Below are 17474 nucleotides of genomic sequence, written 5' to 3'. Positions count from 1 at the left end.
ATGACCGAGCTCCAAGAACTCCGTCGCTATCGCCGCGATCTCCATCGCATTCCGGAGCTCGATTTCGATCTTCCGCAAACCATTGCCTATATCGAGGGCGTGTTGGCACCGCTCGCTTGCGAGGTGACCCATCCGTGCCCCAGCTGCGTCTGCGCTTTCTTCGACGCCGGCGTTGGTGCCGCGCATGCCACGGCGATTCGCGCCGATATGGATGCGCTGCCCATTGCCGAGGCAACAGGGGCAGCGTTCGCCTCGACACATCCCGGCAAGATGCACGCTTGCGGACATGACGGACACATGGCCATGGCACTTGCCGCCGCGACGTATGTCGACCGTACGATTCGCGAGCAGCCGGGCGCCATTAGGCGCAACGTACTCTTTGTGTTCCAGCCGGCCGAGGAAACGACAGGTGGTGCCAAGACGGTATGCGAGAGTGGTGTGTTCGAGCGCTATGGGGCCGACCGCATTTTTGGCTTCCATGTGTGGCCCGATCTGCCTGCCGGCACGTTGGCGAGTTGTTCCGGTCCGCTGCTGGCGCGTTCGAGCGAGACGCATATCCATATTCACGGTACGAGCATCCACATCGCTAAGACCTATGGTGTGCCGGTTGGGGAGTCGCACGATGCCGCGTTGGCGGCAGCGAAGTTTTTGGTTGCCGAGCGCGAGCTGATGGACGAGCTGGGCACCGACGAGCCCTGTATCGGTAAGTTTGGTCTGCTGCAGGCCGGTACCGTCTGCAACGCGGTGGCGGGGGAGGCCCATGTTGCCGGCAGCCTGCGTGTGTTTACGGACGACATGTTCGACCGTGCGCGTGAGGGTGTGCGCCGCGTGCTTGATGAGGCATGCGCCGCAACGGGCTGCGCATATGACCTCGATTTTGCCGAGGGCTATCCGCCGGTCGACAACGACCCCGAGCTGTTTGCCAACATCATGCCTGCCTTGCCCGAGCTGCAACTTGTGGACGAGCCGCTGCTGATCGCCGAGGATTTCGCGTTCTATCAGCGCCATCTGCCGGGCGTGTTTTTCCTGCTGGGTACGGGTATGCCAGAGGACCAAGACAACCCGAGTGATTCGGATGGCTGCCCCGCTTATGCCACAAGCGCTCTGCATACCGATAGCATGCTCTTCGACGAGGAGATTCTTCTCAAAGGCTTCGATGTCTACAAACGATTACTTTCGCTTGACTAAGGCGTGAAGGACTATTTGTTCTAGAAAACACGAACAAACGTACGATATAATAGAGATGTAAGTCTATAGAAACGTTTGACGTTACTAACGTAAGGCGATACTATGATTGCATCGTATAAAGATGAGGATACCGAACGCTTTGCCATGGGTGTGCGGGTCAGGAGGTTCGTGCCCTTTGAGCGCGTTGCGCTGAGGAAGATTCGCCAACTGCAGGTTTGTGCTTCGCTTGATGATCTTCGCGTTCCGCCGGGCAACCGCCTGGAAGCTTTGAAGGGCGATCGTGCCGGTCAATATAGCATCCGTGTTAACGAGCGCTATCGGGTCTGTTTTGAGTGGAGACAGGAGATGGCTTGGAATGTCGAAATCGTCGATTATCACAAGTGATGAGACCTCGGCCGATTTGCTGTCGCCGGTGACCCCTGGTGAGCTTCTCAAAGAGGAGTTTCTTGTTCCCATGGGCATTTCTCAATATCGCCTTGCGAAAGAGACCGGGATTCCGGCTCAGCGTATCGGGCAGATTGTCTTGGGAAAACGTCGCGTGACGGCCGACACCGACCTCCGTCTTTGCCGTTATTTTGGCCTGACGGATGGTTATTGGCTGCGCGCTCAGGTGGCGTTTGACCTTGAGGTCGAGAAAAGGCGGATCGAACCGGAACTCGATAAGATCGTTCCTGTTCAGCAGGCCATCGCACTGTAGTGCTCAGAGATGATGGGGTGGCGCGGCGATGAAGCGACGCCGACAGTCTGCTGTATATAGTCCGGGCGGTTGCGGGTGCGGCTTGCTGCTGCTCCCGGTCATCGCTGTGAGCATTGGCGTAATGTTTGCGCTTGCCGGGTTGGCAGCAGCGGCACTCGTGTTGCTGATTGTGGCCATTGGCGTGACGATTTGGCTTTGCCGCAATCGCGAGCAACGCCGTGCCGACGGTAAAACCACTGTCGGCTGGGTCGTCTTCCTGATTATTGCGTACCCGCTGAGTGCCAGCTACCTGGTGTTCTTTGTCCTGTTGATGATCAGCGCCTTTACTGGGGAATCCGTAACGGTGGGTTGACGCGCTGCCAGCAGACGGTTGCGCAAAGTGCGTTTGCTCGGCGTTTGGATAACTGCATTGGCCGTTTACTGCAGCCTTAGCTCTCAGCTAATGAATTCAAGTTCAATCCTTTCTACGATGTGCTGTGTGCCGGCGCGGTAGCCGGATCGTAGGAAGGATGAATAATGGCAAAAGAGGGAAAGAAGCCGATCGGCAAGATTGTCCTAGGCGTCATCGTGGTGCTGGTTATCGTCGGTGCCGTGGGCTCTATGGGTGGCAATTCAACCGATTCGTCTGCGAGCGATTCGGCAAAACCTGCCGAGGCGACACAGCAGGCTGAGGAGCAAAAAGAACCGCAAGAACCGTATACCATTGCTGATGAGGCTGAAGACACCTCCAATCAGTTTGCCTATAAGATCACGGGCACGCTGACCAATAACACGGACAAGGAAAAGAGCTACATTCAGATTGAGTATGTTCTGTATGATGCCGATGGCAACCAGGTTGGAACGGCTCTTGCAAACACCAATCATCTGAAGGCGGGCGGCTCCTGGAAGTTCGAGGCGCTGGGTACAGTGTCTCCCGACCAGGTTGCTAGCTGGGAGCGTTCGGACGTAAGTGGTTTCTAGCATGTTGCATGCACTGGGGGAGGTGAAGCCGTATGCCCGATAAAAAGCTGACCGAGGAGTTGCTCAATGAGCTTCTCGATGCGCCGAACATCGATGGCTATATCAGGGAGCACGACTTTGCCGCCCCGTCGCTTTCGGACTACCTGAAGCAGCTACTGCAGGAAAAGGGCTTGGAGCGTTCGCGCGTGGTTCGCATGGCCGATCTCAATGAGACCTTTGGCTATCAGATCTTTACCGGCGCGCGTCATCCGAGTCGCAATAAGGTGCTGCAGATTGCCTTTGCGATGGCGCTGACGCTCAAAGAGACCAACCGTGCGCTGACGGCTGCCGGGGTAAGCGTCCTTAACTGCAAGGACCACCGCGATGCGATTATCATCTTTTGCATCGATCGCGGGTGCAGCCTCCAAAAGGTCAACGAGGAGCTGTATCGCTTTGGCGAGGAGACGGTGAGTTAGCGGCTGATATCTGAGCCGGTGGAGCTGTCGAACAACGATGCAAACGAACGGGGCGCGGATGCCATGGGGTGTCTGCGCCCTGCGCTATGATGGAGGCTATGGATACTCAGACCCCAACATATTCCAATGACGAGCTGACCGCAGCGCTTGCCGAGCACCTGGCGTCGCTCGATCGCGACGACAGCTATCGCGTGGAGCGTGTACTTAAGCGCTCGTCCGTTGAAACAACCGAGCTCGTGTACTTTGAAGGAACCGGCGGTGGTTCGCTCGGCCCCTTTGTCCGTAAGCGCATCGATGCTTCGGCTCAAATCGGTGGGGCATACGGGCGTCTGTTTGCCGCTCAGCGGGCAGGTAGGCGTTTTGAGCACCTGCCCAGAATCGTCGATTGTCGTCGTGCGGGCGACGAGCTCAACGTGGTTATGGAATACATCGAAGGGGAGACACTCGGGGCGCTGGTGGACCGTCTGGGAGCCACCCCCGATTATGCGCACGAATTGTATCCTGCCCTATGCGATGCCGTGGGCGAGCTCCACGCCGGTTTTGCGATGGCGGGGGAGACGTCGGCGCCGGTGATCCATCGCGACCTCAAGCCGTCGAATATCATCATGACAGGTGCCAACTATACGCCTGATGACGGTCTGACGTTTTCGTCGCTGGTGATTATCGACTTGGGGATCGCGCGCGTATGGCGCGATGGCGCCGATGCCGACACCATCAAGTTTGGGACACGGCCCTATGCGCCGCCCGAGCAGTATGGGTTTGGGCAGACGAGCGTGCGAAGCGACGTCTACGCACTTGGCGCCCTGTTGTTCTTCTGCTTGACGGGAGTCGACCCTAAACCAGGGCTCGACATGCGCGAGCAATGCGAGGCGCGTGGCATTCCCACCCCACTTGCCGATGTCATCTGCATGTCGATGGCGCTCGACCCGGCCAAGCGTTTTGCGAGCGCGGAAGCGTTGGGACGGGCGACGCGCGCGGCATACGATCTGAGTCGCCCCGTGCGGCCTCCTGCGCCTGCGCCTGTCCGTACTCCGGCCTCGGAGACGGTGTTGACGCCCCAAGGGCTCCAGAACCCCACAGGGCTTCCTAGGCCTGCCGCCTCCGCTGCATGCGGTTTGCTCTCTCGCGTTCCGGAGTCTCTGGGGCGTATTTGGAATACGCTCGTCTGCTTCTCGCTGCTTGTGTTCTTTGCCGGAAGTCACTTTGCCGTCTTTCACCCCACGGGAGCAAACCAAAGCTACCCGACGTGGCTTCTCATAATCGAGTATTTTTTCTTTGTCGATGGCCTTATGGTGCTTATGCATTTTGCGCTGCTCGATAAGCGCCGTCTTCGTCGGCGATTCGCACTGCTCGACAGCTATCGCGGCAAGAAACTCGCGAAACTCTGGCTCAAGGCATTGGGTGTGCTGCTCCTATGCATGATCGTCATAGTCGCGGTTGCCAATGCGACCGGCGTTGTCGATACCTCCGCTACCTAAAAGAAAAGGGCCCCATTGGGGCCCTTTGCAGTTGCACTTAGATGCGGTTCATCTGAGCGGCGACTTTGTTGTACCAGTCCTGCCACGTGGGCGGGCAGTACTTTTTGGCCGCAGCCGGGGTAAGGGTGGAGCCGTAGTTGGCGCCCAGATAGGCAACGTGAGCGGAGATGCCCTCGCTCCAGCTGCCAAAGCTGCGCCAACCGCCGCCACGTGCACTCCAGCCCCAGGCGTTATAAGAATTGGCGCAATAAGCACCCTTGGTGCTCTCGATGCAGGCGATGGCGGGGGACCAACGGGGGTCGACACCGGTATTCCAAGCGGCGACGGCAAAGTTATAGCCCTGGCCTGCCATAGGGGAGCCGGCGAGATAATTGTCGATGCGGCTCGTCCACTCATTAATGAACGAATCGTAATCGGAGCTACCGGTATTGGAGTTGTTCACCGTGGTGTCGATGGTGGTGTTGGTGTTGGTGGCCTGGCTGCTGGAATTGCTGCCGCTTACGCCCTCGCCCGAGAGCTTCTCGGCGGCAGCGGCCTTATCGGCCTCAAGCTTGGCAAGCTCGGCGGCATTTTCCTGCTCGGCTTTTGCCTGTGCCTCGCTGCGGAGCTGCTGGGCCTGTGCCAGCGCATCCTCGGCGTTTTTCTGCTCCGCCTCAAGCTGAGACTTGGCCTGCTGGAGCTCGGCCTTGTTCTGCTCGAGTTCGGTTTGCATGCTATTGAGCTCTTCGATCTCGTCGACGCTCGAGCTCGTGATCTGGTTGGTGTATTTGCAGGTCGTGATGAACTCACCCAGGCTCTGCGCGTTGACCAGGAAGCTCACGATGGGATTGGTGCCCTTCTGATACTTGTACAGATCGCGCATGGCAGAGCTTGCCTTGGCCTGCTGCTCGGGAAGCTTAGCCTCGATTTCCTCGATGCTTGCCTCATTGGAGTCAATCTGCTTTTGCAGGTCATCGAGTTTGGTGCGGGCGTCGTTGTAGGCGCTCGTGGCGGCTTCGATCTTCTGCTGGGCTGCGGAAAGCTGGTCCTGCGTTGCCTGCGAGGCGGCATACGCCGCAACGGGGGAGAGCATCGGCGAGGCCGTCAGCGCAACGGCGAGCGCGGCGCTCGTGATGATACGAGCCGGCTTCGACGCAATGAGCGCTGCGGTGCGATGATTCGAATGCTGCATCCAGTCCCTCTGCAATCAATCGTAGGTTATGGTTCGAACGGTATTCTACTACTGCTTTCGACCTCAACTTGAACCTTAAAGGTTCCAAAGGGTCAAGTTGAACTTGAGGCTTTGGCTTTGACCTGCAGTTATGATGAATTGTTGAGAAACCATAGAGTTCAACTTTAACGTTACGGGGGCCTGTTTAAGAGGAACTTTGGGCTGTAAAAGCTATCTCAACGTGGGGTTTTACAACTACAGCGTGCCCTCCTGGCGAGCCTGCTCAATCTCTTCGAGCGCCTCGGCGGGGGTGAACGAGCAAGTGCCGTCGCCGAGCTTGACCACCTGGATTTCGTCGCCGGTATGGACCTCTCCGCCCTTTAGTACCACGCCGAAAACGCCCTCGTGGGGAAAGATGCAGTCGCCGGCGAGATAGTAGATGGCACAGCGGGTATGGCAGACTTTGCCGATCTGACTGATTTCGACGAGTACTTCGCTGCCGAGCTTGAGCTGCGTGCCCAAGGGGAGTGAGAGCAGGTTGATACCCTGGGTGGTGAAGTTCTCGCCAAAGTCGCCCTCGTGCACATCGAGCCCGCGCGCCTGCGCCGTCTGGATGGACTCCGCGGCTAAAAAAGAGACCTGGCGGTGCCAATGTCCGGCGTGCGCATCGGTAGCGAGGCCAAATTGCTCGATGACGGTGTCGCGTCCATCGGCGACGGGCGACTTGCGAGTGCCTTTGTGCTCCGACGTGTTGATTGAGACGATACGGGCAGGCCCGTTGTAAGCATCGTTTGCGGTGCGTAGGGGAGCTGCCGTCTGGGCACGATCCGCAAGTTCGCGCTTGGCGGCGTCAATGATGGGGTTGTTGATCGGATGAGCCTGGGGCACGGTGCACCTTTCGACGGGGCGGGCAACATGTTGAATCCTACAACAATGGTAGGTTCATTGCCCATTGTCATACAACGGTGAGCGCCGTCTTTGTGCTGGCCTTCGTGCTGGACGATTACGTCGATTGCCATAGATACGGTGGAGCTTTGGGCGTCGGCGGCTTGGCACGCTAGAATAAATCAGATGCGCAAAGACCGCCCGTTGTGTGGGCAGTTCATGATAGGAAGTTTCCATGGCATTGCAATTTACAGAGCGCGAGTTCATTCCCGTGCTGCTCGGTGGCGACATCAACGCCTATTCGGTGGCGCGCGCCTTCTACGAGGAGTACCAGGTCAAGAGTCTGGTCTTTGGCAAGTACCAGACGGGTCCCGCGTACCGCAGCCAGATTATCGACTACACGCCCAACGTGGATATCGATACCATGCCCGTGATGCTCAAAACCGTCAACGGCATTGCCCAAGCGCATGCCGATAAGACGATTGTCCTTGTGGGCTGTGGCGATAACTATGTTGCCCTCGTGGCTCAGGCCAAGGATGCCCATGAGTTGGCGGATAACATCGTCGCGCCTTACGCTCCCTACAGCATGCTCGAGCAGTGCCAGAAGAAGGAGATCTTCTACGAGCTGTGCGAGAAGCATGGCGTGCCTTATCCGCATACCTTTACCTTCACCATGGCGATGCTGAACGACCAAGGCGAGGCACCTGCCGAGGTGCTCGACCAGATCGATTTTCCTTACCCGATGATTCTGAAGCCTTCTGACGGCATCATGTGGTGGCAGCACGAGTTCGAGGGCCAGAAGAAGGCCTATGAGATTGCCGACCGCGCCGAGCTGGAACAGGTCATTCGCGATTCGTATGCCAGCGGCTACACTGACGACCTGATCTTGCAGGACCGCGTGCCCGGTAACGACGAGTACATGCGCGTGCTCACCAGCTATTCCGACCGCAACGGCAAGGTGCGCATGATGTGCCTGGGCCATGTGCTGCTCGAGGAGCATCAGCCCCACGGTGTCGGCAACCATGCCTGTATCATTACCGAGCCCAACGACGAGCTCATGGACGGCGTGCGCAAGTTGCTCGAGGACCTTCACTTTGTGGGCTATTCCAACTTTGACGTTAAGTACGACGAGCGCGACGGCTCGTTTAAGTTCTTCGATTTCAACACGCGCCAGGGCCGCAGCAACTACTACGTCACTAACAGTGGCTTTAACGTTGCCAAGTATGTGGTGGACGAGTATGTGTTCAACCGTCCATTTGAGCCGGAGTTTGTGACGGCTCAGGACGAGGCCCTGTGGATGGTCGTCCCCATGGGCGTCGTCGACAAGTACGTCAAGGATCCCGAGCTGCGCGCTAAGGTGCATCGTCTGGACAAGGAGGGCAAGGGCGCCGACCCTTCGTTTATGAAGGGCGACTTTGTCTTTAACCGCTGGCTGCGCATGTGGCACACCAAGCTGCGCCACTTCAAGCTGTTCAAGACGTATTACAAGTAGATGAGCGCGGCGCCCGTCCGGTTTGCATCGGGCGGGCGCGGGTATGATACGCGCAATTGCGCAAGCGTCACCAAGGAGGCGGCGATGGAAAAGCTGGGAGTTATCGGCGGCATGGGCGCCGAGGCCACGTCGTATTACTACGACCAGGTGGTGCGCCACACGGCTGCTGCCTGCGATCAGGAACATATCGACATGGTGGTGCTCTCCAAGTCGACCATGCCCGACCGCACGTTGGCCATTAAGACCGGCGAGCATGCCAAGCTGCTGGCGACCATGAAAGAGTGTGCCCAGGCACTCGAGTCGCTGGGCTGCGCGCACATTGCCATTCCCTGCAACACGTCACACTACTTCTACGATCAGATCCAGTCGTTTACGAAGGTGCCGATTATCCACATGCCGCGTGAGTCGGTGCGCTATGCTCTGGCCGGTGCGGTGATGGGGGAGTGCGAGTTCGACCCCAACCTGAGTATGCCGGCCGAGCCGGTGCACAAGATTGGCATCATGGGCACCGACGGAACCGTGGGCGCGGGCGTCTACGGCCGCGAATGTAAGGCTGCGGGTGTTGAGGTCGTCTATCCCAGCGAGAAACGTCAGAACGATGTGATGTCGCTTATCTACGATGATGTGAAGGCCGGACGTGAGCCCGATATGGATAAGTTCGACCGCGTGATGTGGGAGTTCGCCCGTAGCGGCTGCGACCGCGTCATTCTGGCCTGCACCGAGCTCTCGGTGCTGCAAAAGTACCGAGAGATGCCCGAGATCACCCTCGACGCCATGGATGTCCTGGTGCGCGAATCCATCATCCGCAGCGGCGCCCCCTACCGCCTCTAGCTTCCGACCCGCCAAAAAGGGACAGGTTAATTTTGGTAGGTTTTATCTGGTGAAACAGTAAAGGCCTCGGCTCGTTTGGTGCGAGCCGAGGCCTTTTGCGTTGGGCGGTTGCTGTCGGTGGTGAACTAGAACAGGAAGCCGATGGCGATGAGGGCGATGCTGACGATGAGCACGGCGATGTCCAGGCCCTTGATGGGGTAGCGCTTGTACGAGCTGGCGCGCGTACGCAGATAGAAGCCGCGCTGTTCTGCCGCCAAGGCTGTGGCATCGGTCTTGCCCACGCTTGAGATGAGCAGCGGCACGCACAGTGGCAACATGAGCTTAAGCTTCTTGATGGGGTTCTTGGTGTCGTACTCGACGCCGCGTGCGGTCTGCGCCTCCATGATGGCATTCATCTCCTGACCAAACACCGGCACAAAGCGCAGCGCCGTGGTAAAGGTGAAGGCATAGCGATACGGCACGTGCAGCACCTCGACGCAGGCGTTGGCAAGGTCGTTGAGCTTGGTCACCATGAGCATGAGGATGAGTGGTAACGCCACACCCAGCAGGCGCAGGCAGGCCTTCGATCCTGTGATGAGGCCCGTGTCGGTGATAAAACCCCACACCACGTTGCCATCGCGCATAAAGGCCAGCTGGAGCACCAGCATGATAAGCGCGAGCGGAATCAGCAACTTGAGCAGCGAGAACAGACGGTCGACGACGCCGGCATAGGCACCCAGTGCAAGGGTGAGTGCCAAAAAGCCCAGCAGCGCTACGTAGGTGTCGGACAAGAAGATGCCGACGATGATGGCAGCGGCGAGGCCCAGTTTGACGACGGGGTTCAGGCGATGCAGCAGCGTATCGCCCGGCATGTAGTCGATGACGTTAACCACGGTGGACCATCTCCTTGGTAATTCGAACGACATCGGTGACCTCGCTCACCTGCGCAAAAGCGGGCGAGACGGAAGATGCCAGACGGCGCGAGAGTTCAATAACCTGGGGAGGCTCCACGTAGGCATGCTGCATGAGTTCGATGTTCGAGAATAGCTCGTGCGTGCGGCCGCGGTCGAGGATGCGACCGTCGGCCATCACCACAATGCGCTCGGCAAAATCCGAGACGACTTCCATATCGTGGCAGACCATGATAACGGCGCAACCGCGCTCGGCCATGGTGCGCACCGTTTCCATGACGGTCATGCACTCGCGGTAATCAAGGCCGCTCGTGGGCTCATCGAGTACGACGATCTTGGGCTCAACCACTACGACGGAGGCAAGCGCCACCATTTGTCGCTGGCCACGCGAAAGCGAGAACGGCGCCTCATCGGCAGGCAGGCCAAAGCGGTCGATGACGAGTTGGGCACGACGCAGAGCCTCGGCACGGTCCATGCCGCCAAGCTCCAGGCCAAAGGCGACCTCGTCGAGCACGGTGTCCTTGCAGATCTGGCGGTCGGGGTTTTGGAAGAGGGTCGCGACCTCGCGAGCGATGCGGCTCGTGGGAACGGCTGCGGTATCCAGTCCCGTGACGCGCACGCTGCCCGAGGCGGGCTTAAGCAGGCCTATGAGCAGTTTGGTGAGCGTGGTCTTGCCGGCGCCGTTTTGGCCGACGATGCCCACGAGCTCGCCAGGATAGAGCGTCAGGCTAAGGTCGCGTACGGCGGCTCCGCCATTGGGATAGGCAAACTCAACATGGTCGAAGGTGAGTACGGGTTCGGCGTCCTTGGCATGAGGACGCAACGACGGTGCATGCGGGGAACCGGCGGGCGCCTGGGCTTCGATAGCCGCGTGTGCGGGGTCGACGATGCCCGAAATCAGGCGCTCGGCCTCATCGACATCCAAGCAGGGGGTGCCGCTTACCAGGCCATCGGCCTCGAGGCTATTGAAGATACGCGTGACGCGAGGGCAGTCGACGCCGATGGCACGGAGCTCGTCGGTATGCGCGAAGACCTCGTGTGGCTCGCCCTGCAGCGCGATTTCGCCATGGTTGAGCACGAGCACGCGGTTGCAGTACTCCGAGAGCAGGGCGACCTTTTGCTCAACGACGACGATGGTGATTCCAAGTGCGCGGTTTGCCTCACGCAGCGTCTCGAAGACCAACGTGGAGCTAGCGGGGTCGAGTGCCGCGGTGGGCTCGTCGAGAACCAAGACGCGCGGACGCATGGCGAGGATGGCGGCGATGGCTACCTTTTGCTTCTGTCCGCCCGAGAGGGTGGCGATCTCGCGGTCGCGCAGGTCGCTGATGCCGACGGTCTCGAGCGTTTCGCTCACGCGCCGCTCGATCTGGTCGTGGGGAACGCCAAAGTTCTCGAGGCCAAAGAGCATCTCGTCCTCGACGACCGAGGCGACCATCTGCGTGTCGATATCCTGCAGCACACTGCCGACGATTTGCGACACGTCGGTCAGCGAGACCTCGCAGGTGTCGTGGCCGTCAACCATGACGGACCCAAAGAACGTGCCGGTGTAGTGGTGGGGCACGGCACCCGACAGGCAGGCGGCAAGCGTGGACTTGCCGGCGCCCGAGGGCCCGATGATGCCGATGAAATCTCCCTTGTTCACGCTGAGCGAGATGTGGCTGAGCGCCTGCTCGGTCTGCGTGCCATAGGAGAACGAGACATCGTCGACGTTGATGATCGTTTCCATGGATACCTTTCATAGTCATTGGGGACGTTCTTAAATGACCAGTCGTTTAAGAACGTCCCCAAGAGCTCGTTGTTTGGGACAGTCTTTACCGATGGGGCACTGTGGGTTAGTTGAGCCTAAGGGCCTTCTGGATGGGCAAGTAGAGGGCGCCGACCAGAATGGCGTTAAAGACGGCGGTCATGGCGACGACGGGCAACATGGCGGCGGCGAGCTCGCCGACCACGCCGAGCATGGCCATCTTGATGACCATGAAGATGACGCCGGAGACAAAGGTGGTCAGGAAGGTTGCGACAATGGCGATCGCGGGCTTGACCTGACCGTTCTTGCCGGCGGCGTTGACGATGCCGGCCATGAGCATGGCGGCGATGCCCTCAGCGGCAAAATCGACGAACGGCGAAGCGGTGGTGATCTGGATTACGGCAGCCGAGATGAGGCCAATGACGAGCGCCTGGCCGATGTTGGGGCGAACGACCAGGATGGTGAGGCAGAAGGCCGAGATGATGAACTCGGGGCTGATCATGCCGCCCGAGATGCCCGAGATGGCCTTGCCGACGGTGAAGTTGAGGATGAAGCCGGCAGCGAGCAGGATGGCGAGCAGGACGAGAGCACGGACGTCGAGTTTGCCGCGGTCGGCGGTCTGGACGGTGCGGGGCTGGGCGGCGGTGGTGTTCTGAGACATGGTGAAAATCCTTTCGGAATGGGGGTGCAAGAGAAAAGCGGAGGCGCGTGATGCGAATGCGATCGGGCTCGAGATAGAAAAAGGCCCCCGGTCGAAACCGGAGGCCTTCCAATCACCTAGAGCGCAAAAACAGGCGTGAGGGACTCACTGTCGACCGATCGTATTCGCATCACGCCACCACCAGTTGTTGAGAGACTTCATCGTGTTCTTCATGTTGGTGGCTCCTTTCGTGATACCGTGGCACGGTCGCACCTAGTTGCTGTTGCGCTGCACTATAGCACAGCGAAGTGCGTGCGGGGAAATCTTTTTTGAAAAGATTTCAGGCGGGTTTCCCGCCGGTCAAAAGAGCGGGCTGGGCGGGCGAGGCTGCCATTGCTGCCTTGCCCGCCCAGCTAAGACGTTACTCCTTATTGCGACGGTAGAGGAAGTAACCGCCCGCGGAGATGACGGCAACGCCAGCGATGGCGAATGCGGCCACCATGCGGCCATCAAAACGATCGCCAGTGGTGGGCAGGCCGCCCTTGGTGTTCGTCTTGTTAGTGGTTACCGTGGTCGTGGTGTCGGACTTGCTAGGCTTCTCAGGCTTGGCGGCTGGCTGCTCGGGCTTAGCGGGCTGCTCGGGGGTACCGGGCTGCTCAGGAGTACCAGGCTGCTCGGGAGTGCCGGGCTGATCCGGGGTGACCGGATCGGTGGCAAGAGCATCCTTGGCGTAGGTGATGGACACCTTGAGGCCGTTGGTCTCGGTGTTCAGGTCGCTTGGGGTGAAGGGCTGGTCGAAGTTTTCGGCCTTCTGATAGGCGCGCATCTCCTGGAGCAGTGCCTTGCACTTCTTGTAGGTGTTCTCGGTAGCAGCCTTGCCGGCCTTGTTGGCCAGGGCAGTGCGGCCCTCGGTGGTCGTCTCGGCCAGCATGGCGGTGTCGACTTCCTTGTTCTGCTCGATGAGCTCGTTCTGGAGCGCATCGAGGTAGGTGCGGACGCTGGTGGCGAATTGTGCGCGGTTCGCGAAGCAAAGCGAGTTGATGTCCATCAGGACGTAGTTAATGGAGTTCTCGGGCTCCTCGTTGTTCACGATGTCCGTCTCGCTGCAGTGACCATAATCAACGGTCTGGTCGCTGAAGTAGGGGCTGACTTCGGTCATCAGAGCGGAGTATAGCGGGATAGCGACGGAGAACTCGGCGCAGGAGAGCATCTCCCACTGGATGGTTGCAACCTCGGGGTCATAGCCCTTTCGAATCTGGAAGAGGTTGGCCTCGGCGTTGCGGTCGGAACCGATGCTGCTGACACCGTCAGTATTGGCATTAAGGCCGGGGACTTTTTCACCGCGGTTGCCGAAGGCGCGAATCAGCTCAAACGTGTTCCAGTCGGACTTGCTGGGCTGGAAGAACAGCGGCTGCATCTCATGAACCATGGCACCGAGCGTGACGTCATTCTTGTCCTTGTCCTTGACGATCTCGTAGTCGGTGCCCTCGGTCAGCGGAGCCATAAAGTAGTCACGGCCCTGGATATAACGCGCCCAAGAGCCCATGCCCGTATTGTTGATAGATACACCGTAGGTCTGGGCAACATCGAACTGTCCGTCTTCAAAGTACTTGGCGAAGCCCTTCTCTTCGGGCATAGTCTTGATCCCCTCAGAGTGGAGGCAGTTCTCAGGATCGTCAAGATTGACCTGGAAATTGAGGTTACTAATGTTGGGGTTGACCGAAGCGACGTCGTCGGTCAGCTTCATAGCGATCCACTGGTGGCCGGAAAGCGCGGCGAACAGCCAAGTTTCGGTGTTGTCGGCGATGACAATCTGGTCGTTGGAGCAGACGCCCTGCTCGTCAATTAGACTGCCGATAAGCTCGACGCCCTCGCGGGCCGTTGCGCTCTCGCCCAAGATGACGCCCGCGTAGCTGTACTCGCCGATGCCGGTATTTTTGACCTCGGGATTTGCTTTGTGGGCATGCTCGGTCGTGGGATCCGCTGCCTTGGCATCGTCGTTGTAGGAGGTGCTCAGTGTTGCGGAGCAGGAGACGCCCTTCTCATTGATGCCGGCCTCGGAGTAGGCATCCCAGCGTCCGTCCCACTCAGCAGGATGGTCGCGCACGTAGCTGTAACGATACGTAGTCTTGGTCGAGGTGTAGGAGAATCCGGACTCGTTCGAGCTGTAGGTATGACCAGGGCCATAAGAGGGCTCGATGCCATAGTGTTTGAGGTAACGAGTGCCAATGTCCTCGGTGCGGCCATAGTACGTGTTACCGTCGGCCGTAAGGTTCTTGCCCATGTACATCTGCGTGCAGGCGAGCGCAGATGTCGGCATGGACATGATGGTTGCAGCTCCAAAGGCGAGGCCTATGCCAAGCTTTTTGAGCGCGTTGACGGGGTGAGTTTTCCTCATTTTCCCTCCCAGCGTGCGAAAGCCCTCCGTTGCCAGAGGGCTTCAGCCAATAAAGACACCCCATTAGCGTAACGAACTGGAAACAATATTCATCTATGAAAGAAACTTACTCGATAAGCGTAATGAAATATGCGATGAGCGGTTAATTGTACTCAGTTTATAGCTTTACTTTAATAAAGACGCCCTGTAATTACTGTAGTCGAATAAAGTAGCTGGGAATGCCCGAAATGAAAATCCCCTGCTGTTTGGCAAATGCATAAACGGCAGGGGAGACGATAATTGGATGAATATCATACCAATGTAGATTTACTTCTTTCGGCGGTGAATCACGTTGATGGCGTAACCGACGAGCATGGCCAAGACGATGACAATAAAGCCGATCAGGGGATTGTCGTTCATGGGGTCCTCCTATTTTCCGAGCGGTGAGAATTCGTCGACGATGAGGTCGAGGCATTGCGGAAGCGCGCGGGCACCAAAGACGCCCGAGTTGCTGGAGATGATCTCGCCATCGAACTGCATGCCCAGCGACGGCGTGCAGGTGATCTTGGCTTCCTTGGTCTGGATGATCTTGAACTGCGGACGGCCGAGCAACTTGCCGGCGGGGTCGAGCGCGGCGGTGATCACGGTCGGGAGCAGCTGGACGGTTTTTACGGGCTCGATGACCGCGATGTCGACCATGCCGTCGTTCATGCGGCAATCGGGGAACAGGTTGATGTCGTTTTGAATGACCGAGGTGTTGCCGGCCATGCAGCAGATGCCATCGAGCTCCTCGACAATGCCGTCATGCTCAATCGTAAAGTGCGCTACCGTAGGGTTGGGCGTGGCGAGCGCAGAGAGGAAGTAGGCGATCTCGCCGATGTCGTTTTTGGTGGGGGCGGCCTTCATCATGATCTCGGCGTCGAAGCCCGAGCCGGCGATGATGATAAAGCCGTGGCGCTTCTCGTTGCCGTCTTCGTCGAGCCAAAAGAGCTCGCCCATGTCTACTTTGACCGTGCGACCGGCGCGGCAAGCCTTGGCAAGCGCCGCCGCCTCGGGGGCATTGCCGATGTTGTTGAAGAACAGGCAGGCCGTACCGGAGGGGAAGACGAGCGTGGGGACACCGCATCCGCGCATCTGGTCGAGCACGTTGGAGACAGTGCCATCACCGCCCGAAACGACCACGCGATCAAACTCGCGCACGTCTGCCACGGCGTCCTCGGGTTCCATGCCATCGCCGATAAAGCGCATCACGACCTCGTCGCCGCCCTGTGCAAGGGCGTGCGTGAATGCGAAGATTTCATCTGAGCTGGGGCCCGATGCCGGGTTGTGGATGATAAGGCAGCGCATACTTACGTTCCCGTTCTGTGACTAACCGAGTATAGTTGTAAGGCAATGCCGATATCCTACCCGTGTTTTTCGGGCCTAACCTTATTCGATGGGTTGATATGTACATTTCCACACATCAGGCTCTACTCGACTTTTGCCAGCGCGCCCGTGAGTTCGACGCGATTGCCGTCGATACCGAGTTTTTGCGCGAGCGCACGTTCCATCCGCGCCTGTGCTTGGTTCAGATTGCCACCCCTGCCGAGAGCGTCGCGGTCGATCCCCTGGTGATCGACGACCTATCGCCGCTGGCCGAGCTTATGGCAGACGAGAGCGTGACTAAGGTCTTCCACGCCTGCTCGCAGGATATGGAGGTTATGCTCCATACCGTGGGCGTGCTGCCACGACCGATTTTCGATACGCAGGTCGCCGCTGCCTTTTTGGGCGAGCGCCAGCAGATTTCGTATGGCGCGCTTGTTCAGACGTTTTGCGGCGTCTCGCTGCCCAAGACCGAGTCGCTGACCGACTGGTCGCGTCGCCCGCTGACCGATAAGCAGATTGAGTACGCGATTGATGACGTCAAGTACCTGATCGTCGCCTATACCGAGATGATGAGTCGCCTGCGCGAGCTGGGCCGTGTGGACTGGGTGCTCGACGAGCTACGCCCGCTGGCTGACGAGTCGCACTATCGCGCCGACCGTCACGAGGCATTCCGCAAGGTCAAGCGCATCAACTCGTGCAGCCGCCACCAGCTGGGCATCGCGCGCGAGCTCGCCGCCTGGCGCGAGGACCGCGCCGAGCGCCGTAACATCCCGCGCAAGTGGGTCATGTCCGACGACACGCTGCTTGCGCTCGTCAAGCGCAATCCCGTGCGCGTTGAGGAGTTCCGTAGCATTCGCGGTACCGATCAGTTGGGGGAGCGCGACGTGGACGGTGCGCTCATGGCCATCAAGCGCGGCGCAAGCTGCCCGCACGATCGCCTGCCGCTCATGGTGCGCGGGCATCGCCAGATCTCTCCGGAGCTGGAGAGCGTGACGGATCTCATGTACGCGCTTATCCGCCTGGTTGCCGAACGCTCGGGAGTGGCGACCTCGGTCATTGCCTCGCGCGATGACCTGGCCGACTATATTGAGCATCCCGAGCAGAGCCCCTTGCGCGAAGGCTGGCGCTTTGAGCTTGTGGGCTCGCGCCTGGACGATCTGCTCTCGGGCAACATGGGACTCACTGTGAAGGACGGCAAAATCGAGCTTTTGTAGTTACGCGGTTTGCCAAGCGCTGCAAACGTTTTAGAGCTGCAATGCCAAAACATCGATGGTTGATTTTCGTTGTTAGCCGTACACTTGCGGCACAAATGAGCTTTTCGC

17 protein-coding genes are annotated in these 17474 nt (G+C 58.9%); 10 read left to right on the top strand and 7 right to left on the bottom strand.

Features of this window, described 5'->3' with window-relative positions; all coding sequences use genetic code 11:
- The 7 genes from DWZ01_RS08635 (at position 1) to DWZ01_RS08605 (ending at position 4778) form a co-directional block, all read left to right on the top strand.
- The gene (locus DWZ01_RS08635) at positions 1-1188 is read left to right on the top strand and encodes an N-acetyldiaminopimelate deacetylase (protein ID WP_233506200.1); all 1188 of its coding nucleotides are present in this window, start codon (positions 1-3) and stop codon (positions 1186-1188) included.
- 102 nt (positions 1189-1290) lie between these two features.
- Positions 1291-1572 (top strand): type II toxin-antitoxin system RelE/ParE family toxin, encoded by a 282-nt coding sequence (locus DWZ01_RS08630; RefSeq protein WP_006234335.1) that lies wholly within the window; start codon positions 1291-1293, stop codon positions 1570-1572.
- Entirely contained in the window at positions 1544-1885 is a 342-nt protein-coding gene (locus DWZ01_RS08625; RefSeq protein WP_117759044.1) for a HigA family addiction module antitoxin, read from the top strand. Before DWZ01_RS08630 ends, DWZ01_RS08625 begins: the two co-directional genes overlap by 29 nt.
- Before the next feature lie 28 nt (positions 1886-1913).
- The gene (locus DWZ01_RS08620; RefSeq protein ID WP_117759042.1) at positions 1914-2237 is read left to right on the top strand and encodes a hypothetical protein; all 324 of its coding nucleotides are present in this window, start codon (positions 1914-1916) and stop codon (positions 2235-2237) included.
- 164 nt (positions 2238-2401) lie between these two features.
- Positions 2402-2845 (top strand): FxLYD domain-containing protein, encoded by a 444-nt coding sequence (locus DWZ01_RS08615; RefSeq protein WP_055309781.1) that lies wholly within the window; start codon positions 2402-2404, stop codon positions 2843-2845.
- A 32-nt stretch (positions 2846-2877) separates the two neighbouring features.
- On the top strand, positions 2878-3300 hold the full coding sequence (locus DWZ01_RS08610; protein WP_117759040.1) for an XRE family transcriptional regulator: 423 nt from the start codon (positions 2878-2880) through the stop codon (positions 3298-3300).
- A 98-nt stretch (positions 3301-3398) separates the two neighbouring features.
- Positions 3399-4778, top strand: coding sequence for a protein kinase (locus tag DWZ01_RS08605; protein ID WP_117833482.1), 1380 nt, complete (start codon positions 3399-3401; stop codon positions 4776-4778).
- 37 nt (positions 4779-4815) lie between these two features.
- Here the strand turns inward: DWZ01_RS08605 and DWZ01_RS08600 are convergent, their stop codons facing one another.
- Positions 4816-5949: a glucosaminidase domain-containing protein gene (locus tag DWZ01_RS08600; protein ID WP_117759034.1), complete on the bottom strand. Its 1134-nt coding sequence runs from the start codon at positions 5947-5949 to the stop codon at positions 4816-4818.
- Between the two features lie 234 nt (positions 5950-6183).
- Complete coding sequence (locus tag DWZ01_RS08595) at positions 6184-6816, bottom strand: MOSC domain-containing protein (protein ID WP_199411461.1); 633 nt, start codon at positions 6814-6816, stop codon at positions 6184-6186.
- A gap of 232 nt (positions 6817-7048) precedes the next feature.
- On the opposite strand from DWZ01_RS08595, the gene DWZ01_RS08590 reads away from it, so the two are divergent.
- Positions 7049-8305, top strand: coding sequence for an ATP-grasp domain-containing protein (locus DWZ01_RS08590; protein WP_117759032.1), 1257 nt, complete (start codon positions 7049-7051; stop codon positions 8303-8305).
- 84 nt (positions 8306-8389) lie between these two features.
- Positions 8390-9136 carry an aspartate/glutamate racemase family protein gene (locus DWZ01_RS08585; protein ID WP_040358337.1) on the top strand — a complete coding sequence of 249 codons (747 nt, stop codon included), beginning with the start codon at positions 8390-8392 and terminating at the stop codon, positions 9134-9136.
- Between the two features lie 125 nt (positions 9137-9261).
- Here DWZ01_RS08585 and DWZ01_RS08580 read toward each other — a convergent pair whose 3' ends face one another.
- The 5 genes from DWZ01_RS08580 to DWZ01_RS08560 form a co-directional block, all read right to left on the bottom strand.
- Complete coding sequence (locus tag DWZ01_RS08580) at positions 9262-10008, bottom strand: energy-coupling factor transporter transmembrane protein EcfT (RefSeq protein ID WP_022094111.1); 747 nt, start codon at positions 10006-10008, stop codon at positions 9262-9264.
- Positions 10001-11752: an ABC transporter ATP-binding protein gene (locus DWZ01_RS08575; RefSeq protein ID WP_117759030.1), complete on the bottom strand. Its 1752-nt coding sequence runs from the start codon at positions 11750-11752 to the stop codon at positions 10001-10003. The genes DWZ01_RS08580 and DWZ01_RS08575 overlap by 8 nt, the downstream gene beginning before the upstream one ends.
- 106 nt (positions 11753-11858) lie before the next feature.
- Positions 11859-12431, bottom strand: coding sequence for a hypothetical protein (locus DWZ01_RS08570; protein ID WP_117759028.1), 573 nt, complete (start codon positions 12429-12431; stop codon positions 11859-11861).
- 400 nt (positions 12432-12831) lie between these two features.
- Positions 12832-14808, bottom strand: a complete 1977-nt coding sequence (locus tag DWZ01_RS08565; RefSeq protein WP_117848671.1) for a C69 family dipeptidase — start codon at positions 14806-14808, stop codon at positions 12832-12834.
- Between the two features lie 408 nt (positions 14809-15216).
- Positions 15217-16134, bottom strand: a complete 918-nt coding sequence (locus tag DWZ01_RS08560; protein WP_117759024.1) for a diacylglycerol kinase family protein — start codon at positions 16132-16134, stop codon at positions 15217-15219.
- Positions 16135-16232: 98 nt separating this feature from the next.
- Here DWZ01_RS08560 and rnd point away from each other — a divergent pair, with 98 nt between their 5' ends.
- Entirely contained in the window at positions 16233-17366 is a 1134-nt protein-coding gene (gene rnd / locus DWZ01_RS08555) for a ribonuclease D (RefSeq protein WP_006234315.1), read from the top strand.
- The last annotated feature ends 108 nt before the right edge of the window (positions 17367-17474 follow it).

The sequence above is a fragment of the Collinsella sp. AF28-5AC genome, assembly GCF_003457875.1.
In the GTDB taxonomy this organism is placed as follows: Bacteria; Actinomycetota; Coriobacteriia; order Coriobacteriales; family Coriobacteriaceae; genus Collinsella.
Note: the sequence above shows the minus strand (reverse complement) of the source record. Positions and strands in the feature narration are given on the sequence as shown.